Annotated in this window: 18 protein-coding genes; 10 read left to right on the forward strand and 8 right to left on the reverse strand. The window is 36.7% G+C overall.

From position 1 onward, the window contains the following. Positions 1-21: 21 nt before the first annotated feature. Positions 22-519 carry a GrpB family protein gene (locus tag ACZ2V4_RS05385; RefSeq protein WP_458619840.1) on the reverse strand — a complete coding sequence of 166 codons (498 nt, stop codon included), beginning with the start codon at positions 517-519 and terminating at the stop codon, positions 22-24. Between the two features lie 90 nt (positions 520-609). Here ACZ2V4_RS05385 and ACZ2V4_RS05390 point away from each other — a divergent pair, with 90 nt between their 5' ends. Next, positions 610-1,509: an EMYY motif lipoprotein gene (locus ACZ2V4_RS05390; protein WP_219494053.1), complete on the forward strand. Its 900-nt coding sequence runs from the start codon at positions 610-612 to the stop codon at positions 1,507-1,509. A 19-nt stretch (positions 1,510-1,528) separates the two neighbouring features. Here ACZ2V4_RS05390 and ACZ2V4_RS05395 read toward each other — a convergent pair whose 3' ends face one another. Next, positions 1,529-1,744, reverse strand: a complete 216-nt coding sequence (locus ACZ2V4_RS05395; RefSeq protein ID WP_219494055.1) for a hypothetical protein — start codon at positions 1,742-1,744, stop codon at positions 1,529-1,531. 144 nt (positions 1,745-1,888) lie between these two features. Here ACZ2V4_RS05395 and ytxJ point away from each other — a divergent pair, with 144 nt between their 5' ends. Further along, complete coding sequence (gene ytxJ, locus ACZ2V4_RS05400) at positions 1,889-2,209, forward strand: bacillithiol system redox-active protein YtxJ (protein ID WP_219494056.1); 321 nt, start codon at positions 1,889-1,891, stop codon at positions 2,207-2,209. A gap of 72 nt (positions 2,210-2,281) precedes the next feature. Beyond that, the gene (locus ACZ2V4_RS05405) at positions 2,282-3,352 is read left to right on the forward strand and encodes a glycerate kinase (protein ID WP_490514592.1); all 1,071 of its coding nucleotides are present in this window, start codon (positions 2,282-2,284) and stop codon (positions 3,350-3,352) included. Positions 3,353-3,429: 77 nt separating this feature from the next. On the opposite strand, the gene pepT is transcribed toward ACZ2V4_RS05405, so the two are convergent. From pepT to ACZ2V4_RS05430, 5 genes are all read right to left on the reverse strand, one after another. Continuing rightward, positions 3,430-4,653, reverse strand: a complete 1,224-nt coding sequence (gene pepT / locus ACZ2V4_RS05410) for a peptidase T (RefSeq protein WP_490514593.1) — start codon at positions 4,651-4,653, stop codon at positions 3,430-3,432. Between the two features lie 115 nt (positions 4,654-4,768). Then, a complete protein-coding gene (locus ACZ2V4_RS05415) occupies positions 4,769-5,233 on the reverse strand; it encodes a threonine/serine exporter family protein (RefSeq protein ID WP_419895404.1) in 465 nt (154 codons plus the stop codon). Then, entirely contained in the window at positions 5,230-6,000 is a 771-nt protein-coding gene (locus ACZ2V4_RS05420) for a threonine/serine exporter family protein (RefSeq protein WP_120786624.1), read from the reverse strand. The genes ACZ2V4_RS05415 and ACZ2V4_RS05420 overlap by 4 nt, the downstream gene beginning before the upstream one ends. Before the next feature lie 13 nt (positions 6,001-6,013). Beyond that, positions 6,014-7,078 (reverse strand): GGDEF domain-containing protein GdpS, encoded by a 1,065-nt coding sequence (gene gdpS, locus ACZ2V4_RS05425; protein ID WP_219494062.1) that lies wholly within the window; start codon positions 7,076-7,078, stop codon positions 6,014-6,016. Between the two features lie 14 nt (positions 7,079-7,092). After that, positions 7,093-7,950, reverse strand: coding sequence for a YitT family protein (locus ACZ2V4_RS05430; protein ID WP_420494231.1), 858 nt, complete (start codon positions 7,948-7,950; stop codon positions 7,093-7,095). Positions 7,951-8,140: 190 nt separating this feature from the next. On the opposite strand from ACZ2V4_RS05430, the gene ACZ2V4_RS05435 reads away from it, so the two are divergent. Next, complete coding sequence (locus ACZ2V4_RS05435) at positions 8,141-9,187, forward strand: glycosyltransferase family 4 protein (RefSeq protein ID WP_219494066.1); 1,047 nt, start codon at positions 8,141-8,143, stop codon at positions 9,185-9,187. Positions 9,188-9,200: 13 nt separating this feature from the next. On the opposite strand, the gene ACZ2V4_RS05440 is transcribed toward ACZ2V4_RS05435, so the two are convergent. Next, entirely contained in the window at positions 9,201-9,839 is a 639-nt protein-coding gene (locus ACZ2V4_RS05440; protein ID WP_219494068.1) for a YigZ family protein, read from the reverse strand. Between the two features lie 133 nt (positions 9,840-9,972). Here ACZ2V4_RS05440 and fakB1 point away from each other — a divergent pair, with 133 nt between their 5' ends. The 6 genes from fakB1 (at position 9,973) to prfB (ending at position 17,316) form a co-directional block, all read left to right on the forward strand. Then, the gene (gene fakB1 / locus ACZ2V4_RS05445; protein ID WP_219494070.1) at positions 9,973-10,824 is read left to right on the forward strand and encodes a fatty acid kinase binding subunit FakB1; all 852 of its coding nucleotides are present in this window, start codon (positions 9,973-9,975) and stop codon (positions 10,822-10,824) included. A 65-nt stretch (positions 10,825-10,889) separates the two neighbouring features. Then, entirely contained in the window at positions 10,890-12,107 is a 1,218-nt protein-coding gene (locus tag ACZ2V4_RS05450; protein ID WP_219494072.1) for a DEAD/DEAH box helicase, read from the forward strand. Further along, positions 12,082-12,762 (forward strand): ComF family protein, encoded by a 681-nt coding sequence (locus ACZ2V4_RS05455; protein ID WP_219494074.1) that lies wholly within the window; start codon positions 12,082-12,084, stop codon positions 12,760-12,762. The genes ACZ2V4_RS05450 and ACZ2V4_RS05455 overlap by 26 nt, the downstream gene beginning before the upstream one ends. 64 nt (positions 12,763-12,826) lie before the next feature. After that, entirely contained in the window at positions 12,827-13,387 is a 561-nt protein-coding gene (gene hpf, locus ACZ2V4_RS05460) for a ribosome hibernation-promoting factor, HPF/YfiA family (RefSeq protein ID WP_219494076.1), read from the forward strand. 292 nt (positions 13,388-13,679) lie between these two features. Further along, positions 13,680-16,208, forward strand: a complete 2,529-nt coding sequence (gene secA / locus ACZ2V4_RS05465) for a preprotein translocase subunit SecA (RefSeq protein ID WP_413474222.1) — start codon at positions 13,680-13,682, stop codon at positions 16,206-16,208. A gap of 6 nt (positions 16,209-16,214) precedes the next feature. Next, positions 16,215-17,316 (forward strand): peptide chain release factor 2 gene (gene prfB / locus ACZ2V4_RS05470; RefSeq protein ID WP_419895409.1). Its coding sequence is split into 2 segments (ribosomal slippage): positions 16,215-16,286 and positions 16,288-17,316, totalling 1,101 coding nucleotides; the frame shifts between segments, so codons are not numbered across the junction. Positions 17,317-17,323 lie beyond the last annotated feature (7 nt).

Here is a 17,323-nt window from a genome sequence, read left to right on the forward strand (position 1 = left end):
TTATAGCAAAGGATAGCATAATTAGACAGAAAGACATTGATGAAACCATGACGATTTTTCATCTTCATATTGTTTCAAGTTGAGATGCTCATCAATCTTCTGTTTAAAATGATTATATTCCGTAATATGATTCAGTAAATAGCGTTGCCCTTCCAAATATTGAACTTGTTTTTTACTATCTTTCTCAACAATATGAAGTCGTACTTGTTCATTAAGTGTTTTAAGACTATCAAACTGAGAAAAGACACATTTTTTCTTATATGGATGATGTAATCTATAAAATCCTGATAAGTTTAAACGTTTTTCATCCAATGTCGTTATTTCATGAAGTCGCTTCACAATTACAAGAATATCGATAATTCCTGAAGTATTTGCTCCTTCAATTGCAGTTGAGCCGATATGATATGTTTTAATCACTGGTGAATCGAGCAGGTTTAATAAACTTTGCTGTATTATTTTGTACTCTGATACATAGCGATCAGGGGAATAGTTGATAAAATTATTAGGTTTTACTTTCATTTTAAATCTTCCTTTCAAGTCTGAAAAAATAAATCATGTTTTCATTCTAATCATTTTTAGGTATAATATTGATATCTAAGGAGAGCCGATATGAATAAAATTAATATATTTATATATTTAATAATGAGTATATCAATTATTCTTGCAGCATGTGGGGATAAAGTGACATCTGATATTAAAAATTATAAAGCGGAAATGCATGATGTACAATCAGAAGAAAAGAAGCTTGTACATGAATTGGATAAACTAGGTTTAGATAAAGCTGATCAATTGCTCGGATCGGAAGTAACAGAAGAAAAGAAAAAGAAGTTGAAGTTAATTGAAGAATCGATACATAACAAGATAAGGCCTCAGTTGAAAGTTTATGAACAAAAAGTGAAAGCCATTAACCCTGAAACCTCTGAAGTAAAGGAAGTTCATAACATTTATAAAAGAAATTTAATCAAGAAAAAACAGTTTATTCTGGATCTGGAACACTATATGAAGTTGTTTAATCAATCGATTCAATCTAATGAAAAGATACTTCAGTATACGGAAGTATTTGAAAAAAATAAGGCTTTAAGTGAACAATATGCAAATCAAGTTTCAGCCAATGGGAAAGACGCAAAGGAATACGAACTATTAGCGGATGTTATTAATGACAATAGTGAGCAGCTTAAAAACAAAGTTGAATATTTATCAACTGATGCAACGGTTAAACAAAAGCAGCAGTATATTGAAAGTAAACTACTCCCATTTCTAAAATCGAATATTGACAAACTTAATCAGACTCAGATCTCTTCAAAAAATGTATTGGGTATGCGTAAAGCAACAATTGAAATTTATTATAGCCTGATGAATTATTATAGAGAACGTAAGCTTGCGATGAATATTGAAACCAAGTTACAAAATATGCCGATTCAAGATATTCTGAAAAACACAAAATATATCCAGTCAATCGATGATGAATATTATGAAGCATTAGGAAAGCTAGAAGAAAAAAATAAATGATACCATTATAAGGTATCATTTATTTTTTTAAATATTGTTGTTCCTTCTGTTTCTTTGATATGATGATGTTTTTAGAAATTACTGTAAGCACCCAGATGATAAATGCAGCAATAATGATGAATGAAAGTCCACTATGATTTTTGAAATCAATGACAAACAATACTACGTAAATAAACAGACATAAATTAATAGTATCTACGAAAGTCCAGCGTTTTAATGGATATTTTTGATTCATTATAACCTCCAATAAAGATATTTATTTCATTATATCATGTGTATTATATTAAGATAGGGGTATAATAAATATTAATGCGATTGCTAAATACGTAGAAGCGTGATATATTTTATCTTTGAAGGCACAGATAGGTGGAAAAATAAGATGATGATTAAAATTAATACAATCGAGCAGTTCGAGAAGTTATTAGAAGAACATACGAATGTATATTTCCTGAAACACTCTGACACTTGTCCGATCTCTGCAAGTGCATATGACCAGTTCGAGAACTTTATGTATGAAAGAGATATTAATGGTTATTACTTAATTGTTCAGCAGGCTAGAGAACTTTCAGACTATATTGCTGATTTAACTAAAGTAAAGCATGAATCTCCTCAAGCTTTTTATTTCTCAGATAAAACTGTGAAATGGCATGACAGTCATAGAAATATTACAATAGCAAATCTTTCTAAAGCAGAAGAATAGAATGTACGATGCTTTATCAAAACAATCGATAACTAATAGAATTTCTATTAGTTATTTATTTTGGAGGAAACGATGAAGATATTAATAGCGATGGATACTTTCTTTAATACGTTGTATTCTCAACATGCGAATCAGTATGTATATGACGGGATAGAGACAGAAGATGCAAATGTAGTGATGGTACCATTATTTGAGAGCGATAAAAATATGATTGATGCTCTGCTCACATGGGAAAAAGGCGCGAAACTCTCACAGCAAGTATATAATGGCAATTTAGTTGAAACAGATATTCAAGTCGCACGTGTTGCTCACGATACAATGCTAATTGATGCAGGACAGTTCTTAAATAGTGAAGTGCCTGAAGAAACGTCAAGTTACGGACTTGGTCAGATGCTGATGAATGGTTTGGATATGGGAATGACATCCTTTATTATCTCGTTAGGAAATGTTGCAGTATTCGATGCAGGTGCAGGGATGCTACAGGCATTAGGTGCTAAGTTCTATGATCGAGATCACCAGTTGATTGATAGTGTGATGCATCAAGGGCTGCTTAAATTTGTACGTTACATGCATTTTGATGATATGGATTCAAGATTAAAACATGTGAACTTCAAAATTATTTCTGACCATAAATATCATAATTACGGAAAAAAAAGTCAAGTCAGTGCGCAGGACTATGCTTTTGACGTTAAGCAACGAGTAGATAATAGTATATGGTATATGCTACAGCAATTTAAAAAGCACGGCTTAGATTATACATACTCTCCATATGGAGGGGATGGTGGAGCGCTTAGAACAATCTTTGAACAATACTTTAAAGCAGATATCAGAACTTCCGCACAACTCATCTTTGGACGAACGCATATTGAATCTTTATTAGAAGAAGCAGATGTGATTATTTATGGTGGAGGAAGTAACGAAGAGACATCAGGCTCATTGATTGTCAGTGAAATCAACAATCGCATCGATGAAAGTAAGCAATATATTTATCTTTCTGCAGGCAAACAATTTCTTGCGCATCATATAAAGGATAGCGTCGTACCACTAAATGTCTATCCAGAAGTTACTGAGCTTACAGAAGATATACAGATCGGATTACAGTTGCAGCAAGCTATTCAAAGTATCATGAAATTAAGTAAGTAATATAAGACCCGAACAGTGTAGACATAAATTATGCCTGCGTTGTTCGGGTCTTGTTATAGTGATGAGGATGTTGAAGCTTAAGCTTTCTCTTCAAACTTCTGTAATATACCAACGATATTCATAACAGCACGTTCCATATCATCAACAGAGACGTATTCATATGGGCCATGATAATTTTCTCCACCTGTAAATAAGTTTGGTGTAGGTAAACCCATATATGATAACTGACTGCCATCAGTACCCCCACGAATCGGTTCAACAATTGGTTCTATGTTTAATGATTTCATTACTTCAAGTGGGATATCTATAAGCTGTGGATGTGGTGTAATTTTCTCGCCCATATTATAATACTGATCATTAATCTCGATATGCGCAGCTTGTTCACCATATTCTTTCTGTATAGACGTTATGATGTCACGCATCGTTACTTTACGTGCTTCAAACTGCTCACGAGAATGATCTCTTATAATATATGAAAGTTGTGCACGTTCAACATTTCCATTCAACTCCATCAAATGGAAGAAGCCTTCATAACCTTCTGTATGTTCCGGTACTTCGTTTGCCGGTAAAGAAGACTGGAAGCGTACTGCAAGGTTGAGCGCATTCACCATTTTATCTTTAGCGCTTCCCGGATGCACATTTACCCCGTTAAACGTAATATTGACGCCTGCTGCATTAAAACTTTCATATTGTAGTTCTCCACGACGGCCTCCGTCGATCGTATATGCAAAATCACAACCAAAACGTTCTACGTCAAAGTTATGCGGCCCGCGTCCGATTTCTTCATCTGGAGTAAAGCCGAAACGAATCTTGCCGTGTTTGATCTCAGGGTGGGCAATCAAGTATTCTATTGCTGTCATAATTTCAGCGATACCTGCTTTGTTATCCGCCCCAAGCAATGTAGTACCATCTGTCGTAATTAATGTGTGTCCTTTGTAAAGCGAGAGTTCCGGAAACTTTTCAGTTTCAATCTTAAGCCCACTCTTTAAAGTGATAGCATCACCATCATAAGATTGAATAATCTGAGGATTAACATTTGTTCCAGTGAAATCTGTAGCTGTATCTACATGTGCTAACAGACCGATAACAGGAACTTCTTTATCAGTATTGGATGGCAATGTTGCAAATAAGTAACCAAATTCATCGATATCCGTTTCAAGACCTAAGTGCTCAATTTCCTGTTTAAGCTGATTAAGAAGATTCCACTGTTTATCCGTTGATGGTGTTGTTGTACTAGAAGCATCGGACTGTGTATCGATAACAACATAAGAAGTAAGTCTATCAATTAGTTTTTCTTTCATCTGTATTCCTCCTGTCTTCATTATTATTATTCTATACTTAAAATGAATATGTGTCATGAATAAACTACGAAATCCGAAAGAAAAATTTTAAAAAACTAGGAACGTTTATTTAACATCAAACGTTCCTAGTTTTTTTATTCTTATGTTTAAAATGTTTATACATTTTCATAGTCGTTAAAAATAGCATTTCCGCAATCAATAGACCAAATGCAATTGCGCCAGAAGATAATGTCGCCTGACTCCCTTTAATAATTGCTTCACTAAAATCAGAGATAATCAGGTTCTTTGTTGCATCGTAAGCGACACCACCGGGAACGAGTGGTATGATACCTGATACATTAAAGATGATGACAGGACGTTTATAAATTCGTGCAAGAATATGTGCACATAGACTAAGAGCGAAGCTTCCAAGGAATATACTCACAGCATCAGATAATCCATTTGAATTCGCAATGTAATAGACAATCCAGCCAATGGCACCAACAAATCCACAAGCAATAAGTAATTTTCTTGGCGCATTAAAGATAATCGAGAAGAATAAAGTCGCGAAAAAACTGATGAAAGTTTGAAAAATGATCATATTGTACCTCCAAAGATGATGAAGATCACGCCGACACCTGCACCAATTGCGAAAGCGGTAAGCGCCGCTTCTACACCTTTAGTAATACCGGCAATGAGCTGACCTGCCATCATATCACGAATTGCATTTGTGATTGGGACCCCTGGTACAAGGGGCATAACACCCGATATGATGATTTTATCGAGCGATTCACTGAAAAAGTACTGCACACATGCGATGGCAATTAAAGCAATCACGACTGAACCTGCAAACTCAGCGAAAAAACGAATCTTAAAATATGCTCCTATACGCTCACAAATATAATATCCAGCGAGTCCGCTAATAAATGCAGGTATTGCATCTGACGGGCTACCGTCAAACATAAATAGAAACAGTAAGGATACAATACCTGAAGACAAAACTTTAAGCCAGAATTTGTATTGAAGGTTTTCTTTATCTAATATAGACAGTGCCATCTTTGCGGATTCCAAAGAAACTTTTCCTGATGTAATCGCTCGTGAGATTTCATTGACTTCTGAAATCTTTTCGAGGTCGGTAGTACGGTCTGATACACGATATAAGCGTGTCGAACTTTTTTCGTTAAGAGAGAAGATGATCGCAGTAGGTGTTACAAAACTATGCGTGTTATGAAGTCCGTAAAATTCTGCGATTCGCGTCATCGTATCTTCCACCCGATAGGTTTCTGCTCCTGACTCGAGAAGGATTCTACCTGCAAGCATTGCAACATCTTTTACTTTTTGTTCATCGTAAAGTTGATTTGAAAGCATCTTTTTCTCCTTTTTACTTAATGATAGGGTTGAACATAATCGTATTTGCTCCTTGTTTTTTCGCAGCATGCAACATTTCATCTGCTTCTTTAAAGATTTTACGATGTGTCTTAATTTCAGATCTTGGAATATATCCGACTCCGATTGTTACTGTAAGATGAATCGTTTCTCTATTTTGCAGGTGGAACGTAGAGTTTATTACACCGTTTTTTATGCTTTCTGCAATCTTTACTGTATCATTTAATGACTTGTCATTAAAGATAACTGAGAATTCTTCGCCGCCATTTCTGAAGATTTTAGATTGATCAGGAACATAGTTGTTTAGAACTTGCGACATTTGTTTTAATACTGCATCTCCAGCATCATGACCAAACTTATCATTGACCTCTTTAAAGTCATCGATATCGATAAGTAATAGTGAAAGTGACTGTTTTTGCTCAGAGGACTGGCGGCTGATGACGTTTAAATATCTGTCAAATGCACGCACATTTCCTAAGCCGGTTAAATAATCCACGACATGTTCTTTGTTGAAGCGACTCAGCATTTTCTGTACACGCCATATATCCACAAACATCACGCTCGAACTTAAAGATAGTATGAAACTGGAAATAATCAAAAGTATCATCTCATTAATGATAAACATCTGTTTAATCCAGGTATATACTGCGATGATTAAGATACTGATTAAATTCAGCACTTGAATAGCTTGTATGTCCTGTAATTTGATGAACGGTCCAATCATGCTCACTACAGTAGCGATGATCAGCAAATAGAGTGAAGAAGGAAATGACGTTCCTAATAGATATATATCTACTACAACAATAATGCATGCACTTAAAAATGTATAAAAAAAGTTTGTAAATCTACCGAGAAAAAGTAGAGGAACAAAGGCAAGGTTGAACGAAATTTCTTTATAGCCAATCGGATACGTCAATAACAGTATAGCGATAGTGGTCATGAGTAGTGCGATATAAGGTTTCTTGAAGATGATTTCCCTATCTTCAAAAAACTGAATTCTATGGAATAAGTAAATACCACTGACAGTTACAGCGATATTATAGATAATTGCTTCAATCATATAAGTTCTCCTTCCTATTTTGAGCGGTATATTTTTGCAGCGCTGAACCCTCGTCCTATTATTTCAGAAGTGTTAATAAAGATTACGAAAGAATCTGGTTCTTCTTCTGTTATCAGATTTTTAAAATAAATTGCTTCTGTTTGTTCCATGACAGAAAACAATATGGTTTTACCATTGCGGTCAAAGCCACCAAAGGCATTGACAGAGGTTACACCACGTTCAATTTTATTGTGAATAATATCTATCACTTGTGTTTCCTTTGAAGTAATGATAAAAACAAGTTTGTTGTCACCAGTTCTAAGTTGAACGATATCTATTACTTTACTTGTAACAAATATAGAAATTAATGCATATAATGCAAGTTCGAAATTAAATACGAAAGCACTGAAAATTACGACAAACGCATCGACAACGAGCTGTGCATATCCACTTGATAGACCGCTATACTTTCTGACGATCTGAGCAAGGGTCGCTGTCCCACCTGTAGAACCGTTTCCTCTATAGACAAGTCCAAGCCCGATACCGAGCACGATACCACCATAGAGTGAAGCTAATAATGCATCTTTAGTGCCGTATTGTACAATATCTTGTGTTAAAAAAATTGTAAGTGGCACGAGGAACGTTGCAATTAAAGTCTTCAGGCTAAACGAACGGCCTAATGCAAACCAACCAATTATAAAAATAGGTAAGTTGAAGACAAACTGCACAATCGACGGGTCTAGATGGAATAGGTGATTAAGGATTGTACTTAAACCTGAAATCCCACCTGCAGCAATCTTGCCAGGTAACAAAAATAGATTGTAGCTTATGCCTACAATAATCGACCCGATTAAAGTATAGAGAATATCCATTATTGTTCTGTTCAATTGCATATTATCCTCTCCATCCATTAAAAAATAAGCAAAGCAAGATGCTTTGCGTAAATAATTTCATAATTAGACCTTAACCGTCTTATTATGAAATAAATAAAATGCATAGTCAATTATTACTTATTATAGAAATTAATTGATAACATCATTAATTGTGATATTATTAAGAAGAATGAATTCAAGAGGTGTACACATGCTCACATTAAAACTAATCATTATAACAGCATTATTCTCTTTCGTACTTACACCTATAATTATCAGATTTTCATACTTCATTGGTGCTGTCGATAAACCCAATTACCGTAAAGTACATACTAAACCAGTATCGATGCTGGGTGGGGTGATAATCCTATGTGCATTTTTGTTCGGTTTATGGATTGGACAGCCAGTTGAAAAAGAAATATATCCAATTATTATCGGTGCGATACTCATACAAATAACGGGCCTTATTGATGATTTTATTGATCTTCCGGCTATAATCAAGCTCATTGCACAAATCGGGGTTGCAACAATCGTCGTCTATCACGGAATTACGTTAGACTTGATTACTTTACCATTCGGTATCGTCATTGAATTTGGAATATTTAGTATTCCAATGACAATACTATGGATTGTAGCTGTAACAAATGCAATCAATCTTGTTGATGGTCTAGATGGTCTTGCAGCAGGAGTTTCCGGTATTGCCTTAGCGACGATAGGGTTTATCGCCATCATTCAGCAGAATATATTTATCATGATGCTCTGTAGTGTACTCATCGGAGCATTACTCGGCTTCTTGAAATATAACTTTTATCCGGCACGTATCTTTCTTGGAGATAACGGTGCGTTAATGCTAGGATTTATTATCGGTGTCCTTAGTCTTCTTGGGTTTAAGAATATCACGTTAATTTCTCTGTTCTTCCCTGTCATTATCCTTGCAGTGCCGTTTATCGATATGTCGTTTGCAATGATTCGTAGATATAGACAAGGCAAGCCGATTATGCAGGCAGATAAGTCACATCTGCATCACAAATTACTGCAGCTTGGTTATACGCATCCTCAGACAGTGATGCTCATCTATTCAATTGCAGCATTGTTTAGCGTTGCCTCAGTCATCTTATATCTATCCTCAGTGTGGGGTGCGATATTAATCGTGCTGCTGTTGATTATCACGATTGAATTAATCGTTGAATTTACTGGATTAATAGATGATACCCATCAGCCATTACTCAACTTCATGCGCAGCATTATAAAGAAATAACATCTAGAGCACTCTAGATGTTATTTCTGATGTCGAATGGGAGCATCAGTTCAGATTTCACTTGGATAACTGGGAGGCCTTGTGTGAGTTCTGTAACAAAGTTAATGAATTCATCTTTATCTTCAGAAACAAGTTGTACGTCATATATCACTTTATCTGTATATGTTTGATTTATGATGATAAATTTGTCGTCGATGGCGTGTTCAAACTTTCCCGAGAGCTCATATGGTAATGTTACCTGAATCATCAGCCCGTTTTTATAGATTACTTTACCAGCTAGCTGAATCGCTTCAGACACCCTACCTTGATAAGCGCGGATTAAACCACCACTGCCAAGCTTGATACCACCGAAGTAACGTGTGACAATGGCCACAACGTTATGGATGTCATTTTTCTTCAAAGATTCTAACATCGGTACGCCTGCAGTACCACTAGGTTCGCCATCATCATTTGCTTTTTGAATCTGGTGGCTGTCACCGACTGTATAAGCTGAGCAATTGTGAGTAGCATCTTTATGCAATGCTTTTATCTCGTCAATCTTTGCCTTTGCCTCATCTTCGTTTTCGACTTTAAATAGATATGTAATAAATCGTGATTTATTAATCACTGTTTCTTGTTCAATATTCTGCTTAATTGTGATAAAGTTTTTCAAGTAGGTCACCTCTTTATATTATAATCATTATTTTAACAAAAATTTTAAAATTCTATCATATATCTTTATCCTTTATTTTTATTTATAAACTGTATAGAATATAAAATGGGATGTATTGGAATGGAGGGTATAAATGAAAACGGCAATAATTACTGATTCAACGAGCTATCTTTCACAGGAAATGATCGATCGTTATGATATACGCGTAATTTCACTGAATGTAATATTCAAAGATCAAGTCTTTGTTGAAGCTGAATATGCTGCAACGCAGTTCTACGAGCGTATGCGTTCTGAGAGACAGCTTCCTACGACAAGTCAGCCAACAACAGGCGAATATATTACATTACTAGAACAGCTGAAATCTGATGGTTATACGGATTGTATTGCGATACATTTATCAAGCGGGATCAGTGGAACATATCAGAATGCAATTACTGCAGGAGAGATGGTAGAAGGCATCAATATGCATGCCTTTGACAGTGAAATTGCGTGTATGGTAGCAGGTATGTATACACTTCGTGCAGCTGAGCTTAAGGATATATTATCACCACAACAAATTATCGAAGAATTAAAGCTGTTAAGAGCACATTCAAATGCTTATCTTCTGGTTGATGACTTGAAGAATCTTCAAAAAGGTGGTCGGCTTAATGGTGCACAGGCAATTATAGGAAGTATGCTGCAAGTAAAACCGATATTATATTTTGAAGATAAGATCATAGTTCCTTATGATAAAGTTCGCACAAAGAAAAAAGCAGTGCAGTTCGTCCAGAATAAAATTAAACAAGAAGTAGTTGCACCAGCTACACTTGTAGTCATACATGCCAACGCAGAGGAAGAAGCAGAAGTGATCATGCAACATTTGAAATCTCAGTTTCCGGATGCAGATGTCATTAAAAGTTATTTCGGTCCGGTTATCGGTACGCATGTTGGAGAAAAGGCACTTGGTATTGGCTATGTACACCATAAGTTTGAATTTTTTCAGTAAAGTCTTTCATATTATTATTATTTCAGCACACTTATTTAAGTGTGCTTATTTTTATGGAGGTAAATATGCTGCAATATATAACTGATAATGCTGATATTCCTTCTGTAATAAAAAAAGGAAATAAATATCACTGTAACTATTGTCTGAACGATAAACAATATTTGTTTCATAGCTATTATCACGAAGGAATAGAGAAGGAGATTGTATATTGTCGCACCTGTCTCTCTCATTATGCGACAACGGAAAACTTTATAGCACTTGAACCATGTCAGAAGAAGGCGGAAGTTGTAACACTACATCTCCCGTTCGAACTTACAGCCCAGCAAAAGCGTGCGAGTGATTATATTGTAGGACAGTTTCATAAGAATCAAGATAGTCTGCTCTATGCTGTGACAGGTGCAGGTAAGACAGAAATGATGTTGCAGGCAGTTGTTGAAGCTAGAAAGGAAGGATGTAACGTTGCGATTGCAGCACCGAGAACTGACGTTGTAAAAGAATTAGCACTACGCATGCAGGAATATATGCCAAGAATACAGATTGATGTGCTGTACGGAGGTCATCAGGGGCTAACAGCAGGTCGCCTCGTCGTTACAACTGTGCAGCAGCTTATTCAGTTCAATGAGCATTTTGAATTAATTATCGTGGATGAAATTGATGCCTTCCCGATGAGCTACGATCCACGCCTGTCAGAAGTACTTAAACGAGCTATGCATGAAAAAGGAACAATCATCTATCTGTCAGCCACACCACCAGCACATTTAATGAAGCTCCCTCATATTTATTTACCGTCACGATATCATAATCGTCCCTTGCCGCTACCGAAACTTCACTATTACAAAATTAATAGCAGATCGTTAGAACAGAAACTTAAAGATATTGTTAATACGACGCTCATCTTCTTTAATGATATTAAGCAAATGGAAAAATATTATGCTGCACTTCCTGAATCTCTACAAGCGGATGGGACGATTGTTTACTCAAATGATGATGAACGCCATGATAAGGTAGAAGCCATTCGATGTGGAGAATATCGCTTCATATTTACAACGACCATATTGGAGCGTGGATTTACGCAAGAGAACTTATCGGTCTGGGTCATCAATAGTGAAAGGTTCACGTGGGACAGCCTCGTACAGATTGCAGGCAGGGTCGATAGAAAAGGGGCAAGTATGAATGGAGAAGTCGTCTTCTTTCACGAAGGCCTAAGCGGCCATATGACGAGAGCGATACAAACAATTAAAAGGATGAATAAAAAGCATGGTCAATCGATGTCTGCAGTGTGAAGAGCTGATACCACTCACCCTTACAATTAATACATTATTCCATAAGCCGAAGTTTTTATGTGAACAGTGTACCGCATCATTTACGAAGATGGATACGAGACGTTGTGAACACTGTCATAAAAAACTTGCTGAGGATGAAATGGAATGCAGAGACTGCCTATTTCTTGCAAAATTAAATGTAAAAATAGAAAAAATTTATACTATTGCTGATTACACGCCCTTTGTAAAATCTATGATCTTACAGTATAAAGGACTGGGTGACTATATCCTTAGCAAGGCATTTGCGGAAATATTATTACTCCATTACTCAGCGCACTTCTTTAAAAAGTATGACCATATCATCGCGATGCCGATATCAAAAACGCGACTGCACGATAGAGGATTCAATCAAGTTGCTGCAATATTAGACGCAGCACAAATACTCCATCATGATGTGTTAGGAACGCATTATCGCGATAAGCAGTCCAGAATGACGAAGAAAGAACGCCTGCAGCAAACCAACCCTTTCTATATGAAACAACCGCTAAAACCAGGAGCACGTATATTACTAATAGATGATATTTATACGACAGGTTTAACTGTGCATCAGGCAGCAAGTGTATTATTATCCAATAAAGATTGTCGAGTAGAGGTGTTAGCGTTTGCAAGAGCCTGAATATTTGGTAAAATAGAGTTAGGAAGAAACATCATAAGAATAGTTTCAAAAGGAGCGATGCTTTATGTTTAGATTTGAAATTCATGGTGACAACATCACTGTAACGGATGCAATCAGAAATTATATCGAGGAGAAGCTTAGCAAACTTGAAAGATACTTCACGAACGTGCCGGAAGCGAATGCACATGTGAAGATTAAAACTTATCAAGACGGTAAATCTAAAGTAGAAGTTACGATTCCTCTTAAAAATGTGACATTGCGTGCAGAAGAACGTCATAATGATTTGTATGCTGCAGTCGACTTAATCGTTGAGAAATTAGAACGTCAAATGCGTAAACATAAAACGAAAGTAAACCGTAAATTCCGTGAAAAAGGTGTGGAAAATGATATTTTCCCTGTATTGCCTGGTACTGAACCTGAAGAGGAAAAAGGGGATGAAATCGAAATCATTCGTTCTAAGCAATTTGATCTTAAACCGATGGATGCAGAAGAAGCCGTGTTGCAGATGAATATGTTAGGTCATGATTTCTTTATCTTCAATGATGGTGAAACAAACGAAACAAATATTGTTTACAAACGTAAAGATGGTAAGTATGGATTAATTGAGACATCAGTTGAGCGATAGTGAGTGAAGAAAGAAGTCGGAACTTCAGTTCCGGCTTCTTTCTTTGCATGTCCTGTATTTTGCTATAGCTCATAACGCTTTTGTCATAACCTTGTTGACGGTATTCCAAAAGCTGAGCTTACGACAGAATCCAGGCCATGCAGAAAATACAAACCATTTTCTTTGCATATCCTGTATTTTGCTATAGCTCATAACGCTTTTGTCATAACCTTTATATTTCAATTACAATTAAATACATGCTATAGTTATATGTTGTATACAAATGTACTTTGTAACTAAAGGAGAGAACACGATGGGATTTATTAAGAAGATGTTTGACGGCAACAAGAAGGAAGTAAAATCCTTGAGAAAAGTTGCTGATCAAGTGCAGGCTTTCGAAGAAGAGATGAAATCTTTATCAGATGAAGCATTGCAGAATAAAACGAAAGAATATCAAGTAGAATTACAAAAGATAGAAGAATATAAACAACAAGAAGCTTATTTAAATAAGATTTTACCTGAAGCATACGCAGTAGTGCGTGAAGCATCACGTCGTGTTTTAGGAATGTTCCCTTTCCCGGTACAAATTATGGGGGGAGTGGCAATTCATCGCGGTGACATTGCAGAGATGAGAACCGGTGAAGGTAAGACGTTAACGGCGACGATGCCGGTTTATTTAAATGCGCTTACAGGTCGTGGTGTACATGTTGTTACAGTCAATGAGTATCTAGCAAGTGTACAAGCAGAAGAAATGTCTCACCTATATAATTTTTTAGGACTAACGGTAGGTGTTAATTTAAATAGTTTAACTACGGAAGAAAAACGTGCAGCCTATGCTTGTGATATTACATATAGTACGAATAATGAACTTGGGTTTGATTATTTGCGTGATAACATGGTGACATATAAGGAAGAACGTGTTATGCGTCCACTGAACTTCGCGATTATTGATGAGGTTGACTCAATCTTAATTGACGAAGCGCGTACGCCTTTAATTATTTCGGGTCAAGCGGAGAAATCGACGAGCATGTACATTCAGGCCAATGTCTTTGTTAAGATGCTTAAAGATGAAGTTGATTACAACTATGATGAGAAGACAAAAGGTATTCAGTTAACTGAAAATGGTATCGATAAAGCAGAACGTATGTTTAAGGTTGATAATTTATATGATGTAAAGAATGTTAACTTAATGCATCATATTAACATTGCTTTAAAGGCACAACGCGCTATGTTAAAGGATATCGACTATGTTGTAGAGGATGGCGAGATTGTCATCGTTGATCAGTTTACAGGCCGTACAATGCCGGGTCGTCGATTCTCTGAAGGGTTACACCAGGCGATTGAAGCGAAAGAAGCAGTTGAAATTCAAAATGAATCTAAGACGATGGCTTCTGTTACATTCCAGAACTTCTTCCGTATGTATAATAAACTATCGGGGATGACCGGGACTGCAAAAACCGAAGAAGAAGAATTATTAAATATCTATAATATGGCCGTTACTCAGATCCCTACTAACAAACCCGTACAACGTATTGATGGTGCTGATTTGATCTACGCTTCAGAAAAAGGGAAGTTCCATGCTGTTGTGGATGAAGTGATTCGTCGTCATAAAGAAGGACAACCTGTCTTATTAGGTACTGTGGCAGTTGAAACAAGTGAATATATTTCAGAGTTGCTAAAGAAAAAAGGGATACGCCATAACGTATTGAATGCGAAAAACCATGAACGAGAAGCTGAAATTGTACAAAATGCAGGTCAAAAAGGTGCTGTGACCATCGCAACGAATATGGCAGGTCGTGGTACGGATATCAAGCTCGGAGAGGGCGTTAAAGAACGCGGTGGCTTAGCAGTTATCGGTACCGAACGCCATGAGTCTCGCCGTATTGACGATCAGTTACGTGGTCGTGCAGGACGTCAAGGAGACCCGGGTTATTCTAGATTCTATTTGTCGTTACAAGATGAACTGATGGTTCGTTTTGGTTCGGAACGTATGTCTACGATGATGACAAAGCTCGGCATGAATGATGATCAGCCGATTGAATCTAAGATGGTGTCGCGCGCTGTAGAATCTGCTCAAAAACGTGTTGAAGGAAATAACTATGATAGCCGTAAACGTACGTTAGAATATGATGATGTATTGCGTAAGCAGCGTGAGATCATCTATGCGGAACGTAATGAAATCCTTGAGAAAGATGATTGTTCAGATCAAGTGAAAGCAATGATTGAACAATCTGTGCGTCGTGCAGTGGACTACCACTTTACCGGTGATGAGAGTACACATGATTATGAAGCTTTTAAAAATTATGCAGAAGATATGTATCTGACAGAAGGCGCACTATCAGTTGACGAGATTAGTCGACGAGATAACGAAGAAATCTATGACATTGTAATGAGTAAAGTTATGGCGCAATATGAACATCAAAAAGTAGAATTGCAGGAGCAGTTCCATGAGTTTGAACGCATGATCATGTTACGTACGATTGATATGAAATGGACAGATCATATCGATACGATGGATCAGTTACGTACAGGAATTCACCTGCGTAGTTATGGTCAGATTAACCCACTTCGTGAATATCAGAACGAAGGATTAACTTTGTTCGATACAATGCTTGAATCTATTGAAGATGATGTTTCGAAATACATTCTGAAATCAATCGTTGATAGAGGAGAACAAGTAGAACGAGAACAAGTCGGTAAAGGTGAAGCGATGGTTGCAAATGATGGCAAAGAAAAAGTGAAGCAACAGCCAAAAGTTAAATCAGAACCAGATATCGGTCGTAATGAACCTTGTCCTTGTGGTAGTGGAAAGAAATATAAAAATTGTCACGGAAGAGGGTAAATTGATTTGGAACAATTTGAAATAAAAAATACACTTGAAACTTTGACTGAAAAGATTGATAGTTTCAGGGGGTCTCTTTGACTTAGAAGAAAAAGAGACGAGTATTAAGGAATACGAAGAAATGATGTCTGACCCGGATTTCTGGAATGATGGAGATAAGGCTCAAGATATCATCAATAAGAATAATGCACTTAAATCAGTTGTTCAGGAGTTTAGTACACTCGAAGAAGGACTGGAAAACAGTGAAGTGCTGTTTGAGATGTATAAAGAAGAAACAGATGAGGATACACATCAGGAACTCATCGAGCAGCTCAATACACTCCAGCAAATTGCGAATGACTTTGAACTTAAGATGTTATTGAGTGGAGAATTTGATGCGAATAATGCAATATTAGAATTGCATCCAGGTGCTGGTGGTACAGAATCACAGGACTGGGGAGAAATGCTGTTAAGGATGTATCAACGATTTGCGGATAAAAAGGGTTTCAAAGTTGAAACTGTAGATTACTTACCGGGGGATGAAGCGGGGATTAAAAGTGTGACCTTACTGATTAAAGGACATAATGCTTACGGCTATTTAAAGGCTGAAAAAGGTGTTCATCGTCTCGTAAGGATTTCTCCCTTTGACTCATCCGGACGCCGTCATACTTCATTCGTTTCATGTGATGTTACACCAGAGTTTGACAATGACAATATTGAGATTGAAATTAATACAGAAGACATTAAGATCGATACGTATCGTGCAAGTGGCGCTGGAGGGCAGCACGTTAATACAACGGATTCAGCCGTGCGTATTACGCATCAGCCGACAGGTATTGTAGTAACCTGTCAGAATGAACGTTCTCAAATAAAGAATAGAGAGCAAGCAATGAAGATGCTTAAAGCGAAACTTTATCAAAAGAAAATAGAAGAACAAGAAGCAGAGCTTGCAGCCATCCGTGGTGAACAAAAAGAGATTGGCTGGGGAAGCCAGATCCGTTCATACGTATTCCACCCGTATGCTATGGTAAAAGACCATAGAACAAACGCTGAAACCGGAAATACAAATGCGGTAATGGATGGCGATATAGATTTATTTATCGATGCATACTTAAAGAGTCAGTTGTAAGATTATT

The organism is Macrococcus sp. CoH-51_TC_04, assembly GCF_058188655.1.